This window comes from Flavobacterium sp., assembly GCF_036741995.1.
Lineage (GTDB): Bacteria > Bacteroidota > Bacteroidia > Flavobacteriales > Flavobacteriaceae > Flavobacterium.
In genome coordinates this window covers 1-3,019 of record NZ_DAINRG010000095.1, presented here as the reverse complement: position 1 = coordinate 3,019, position 3,019 = coordinate 1, and the positions used below count along the sequence as shown (strand labels likewise).

At 41.8% G+C, this 3,019-nt stretch carries 1 protein-coding gene; it reads right to left on the bottom strand.

Annotated elements, in window-relative coordinates; all coding sequences use genetic code 11:
* Positions 1–3,019: hypothetical protein (locus tag V7D82_RS13565; protein ID WP_333601489.1), on the bottom strand; the 3,019-nt coding region annotated here is incomplete at both ends.

The window sequence follows — 3,019 nt, the reverse complement described above, 5'->3', positions numbered from 1 at the left end:
ATAACGGTCATCGTATAATTTCCGGCATTTGTAAATTGCGAAGCCGGAATTGTAAATTGTCCGGAACCGGAAGTAATAGTAACATTTCCTGAATTGCCCGAAGTTGGCGTAGCACCAGGAATAGAATAGTTAAACTGATAAACACCATCCGGTAAATTAACGGCATTAGTTATATTGACCGTAACGGCATTTCCAAAACAAACAGTCGCTATACTCAAATTACTATTGTCAATATCCGCCAGCGGTCTGATGGTTATTATGGAAGCTACATTGGTCAATAAGTGGAAACACGACGTAGTGTTGTTTGTAATATTCGTAAATGTAATCACAGTAGCTCCAAGGTTTGGTATTGAAGCTGCCGGTATAGTAAAACTTCCCGCACCTGCTACTATGGTTACTACAACTTGTTGGTTGGCTAAAGTATTACTTCCCGTCAAATCATAATTCAAGGTATAAACCCCATCCACCATTGTGCTTAAGTTGACAATTGCATTGCTTCCGATACAAATTGGCGGTGTTGTGATATTAATGGATGCCAATTGAGGGCTAGGCAATATAGTAAACAGAACATTTTCTGTATCCGGTAAGCAGCCAGTACTTGAAACGGTATAGGTATAAGTATAAGTTCCCGGGCTAAAATTGATAATAGTCAATGGCGAGGTTACAGCGGCACCTCCGCTATCTGTCCAGCTTCCATTCAAGTCTTGTCCTGTTAGCAGTGTATTTAAATTTAAAATTCCACTCGATGGACAAACCGAAACTATACCGGTAAAGGTTCCCGCATTTGGTAATGGATTGACTGTAAAGTTAGTTGTAGCATCTTCATTTAAATTCGAACAACCGGTTGCTGTGATAATGCTATTAATAACAATAGAATAATTCCCCGATGTAGCAAATACAGCGGCAGGGACGGTAAACTGTCCGTTTCCTCCTGAAATAGCTACATCACCTGAATTTCCTGTAGTTGGAGTTCCGGTTGGAATGGTATAATTAAATTGGTAAACTCCATCCGGAAGATTAACCGCATTGGTAATAACAACTGTGGCGACATTTCCAAAACAAACCGCAGCCACACTAATATTGGCATTATCCAATTGAACAATCGGATTAATAACTATTATACCAACAACATTATTCAAAGTCATCTGGCAGGTTGTTGTTGTATTTTGAATATTGGTAAAAGTGATTATCGTTGAACCACTCAACGGCACTGTAGCGGTTGGAATGGTAAAACTAGCGGCTCCACCTGCAACCGTAACTGTCACCGATTGGTTAGCCAAAACATTACTGCCACTTAAATCATAATTTAAAGTATAAGTACCATCCACCATTGTTGAAAAATTGACTACTACATCTGATCCGATACATACCGGAGCGATTGTAATATTTGAAGAATCAATTTGTGGATTCGGCAGAACCGTAAACTGAACGGTTTGAGAAACCGGTGGCAGACAACTATTGCTAACAGTATAAGTATAGAAATAGGTTCCGCTTGTAAAACTGCTAATATTGATTGGCGAAGTAACTGCTTGAGAAGCACTATCTGTCCAACTGCCGGTTGCATCTTCACCCGATAGCAATGCATTCAAATCTACCGTTACCACCGAAGTACAAACCGGACTGATGCTAACCACGGTTCCCGCATTAGGAAGCGGATTTACTGTAACCGTTACTAAAGCCGTATCAGTCAAACATGGGGCCGTTCCGCCAGTGGCTGTATAAGTAAAATGATAAACTCCTACTCCCACTGTTGAAGGATTGAATATATTGTTAACCAAAGCTCCTGTACTGTCATCATCACTCCATGTCCCGGCACCTTGTGTGCCATCTAATCCTGTAGTTAAATCTAAACTGGTAATATTAGGACAAGTAGCTAATGCGCCATCAGCACCAGCAATTGGAGATTGTACTACGGTAATCGTAACATCAGCCGAAGCCGGAGAACAACCAACACCGCCAACTATTGTATAAGTAAAAGTATAAACTCCCGCTGCAACAGCCGGATTAAACATATTAGAAACGGTTGCATTAGATGAATCTGTCCAAATGCCACCTGTTTGTGGAGTGCCTCCCAAATAAGTAAACAAATCAGCTGAAGGAGCATTGGTACATAGTGTTCCTGAACCATCTGTACCGGCATCAGGTACTGGTTTTATAATTATTGTAATTACGGCCTGATCATTATCGCAAGGATTTGTTCCAGTCAGAGTATAAGTATAATCACCGGCAGCATCAACAGCTGGGTTAAAAATACTTGTAACTACGGCATTGGATGGATTAGTCCAAGTACCGCCTGATTGTGCATTCGGACCAAGCAACGTAAATAAATCATAAGGGGCACTATTTGTACAAATCGAAAACGGTCCTGAAATTCCGGCTTCCGGTCCTGGCGTAATCGTAACAGTAACGGTGGCCGTAGCATCCGGACAAGGTGAAATTCCCGGAACAGTATAAGTATAAACACCTGAAGCAGCTGTTGCCGGATTCAAAATATTAGTTACTACAGCATTCGAAGGATCTGTCCATGTTCCTCCTGTTTGAGCTGTGGCTCCAAGCAAAGGAAACAAATCTACCGGATTTTGATTCGAACATAATGGTAATGAAGGAACACTATTCCCGGCAATAGGCATCGGATTGATAACTACTGTCGTTTGAGCCGGTTGACTCGGACAAGTAGTGGAAGAATTAGTAGCAACAACACTATAAACTCCTGCGGTAGTAGTGGTAAAACTACTAACATTACCCGGATTGGTAACCCCTGGTGGAACTGTCCATACATAAGTATAAGCCCCTGCCGGATTTACCGAAGTCGATACCGTAGCCGGAGTCCCAGCACATACCGGAGCACTGGTAACTGTAACAACTGGTATTGGATTGATAACTACTGTCGTTTGAGCCGGTTGACTCGGACAAGTAGTGGAAGAATTAGTAGCAACAACACTATAAACTCCTGCGGTAGTGGTCGTAAAACTACTAACATTACCCGGATTGGTAACTCCCGGTGGAACTGTCCATACAT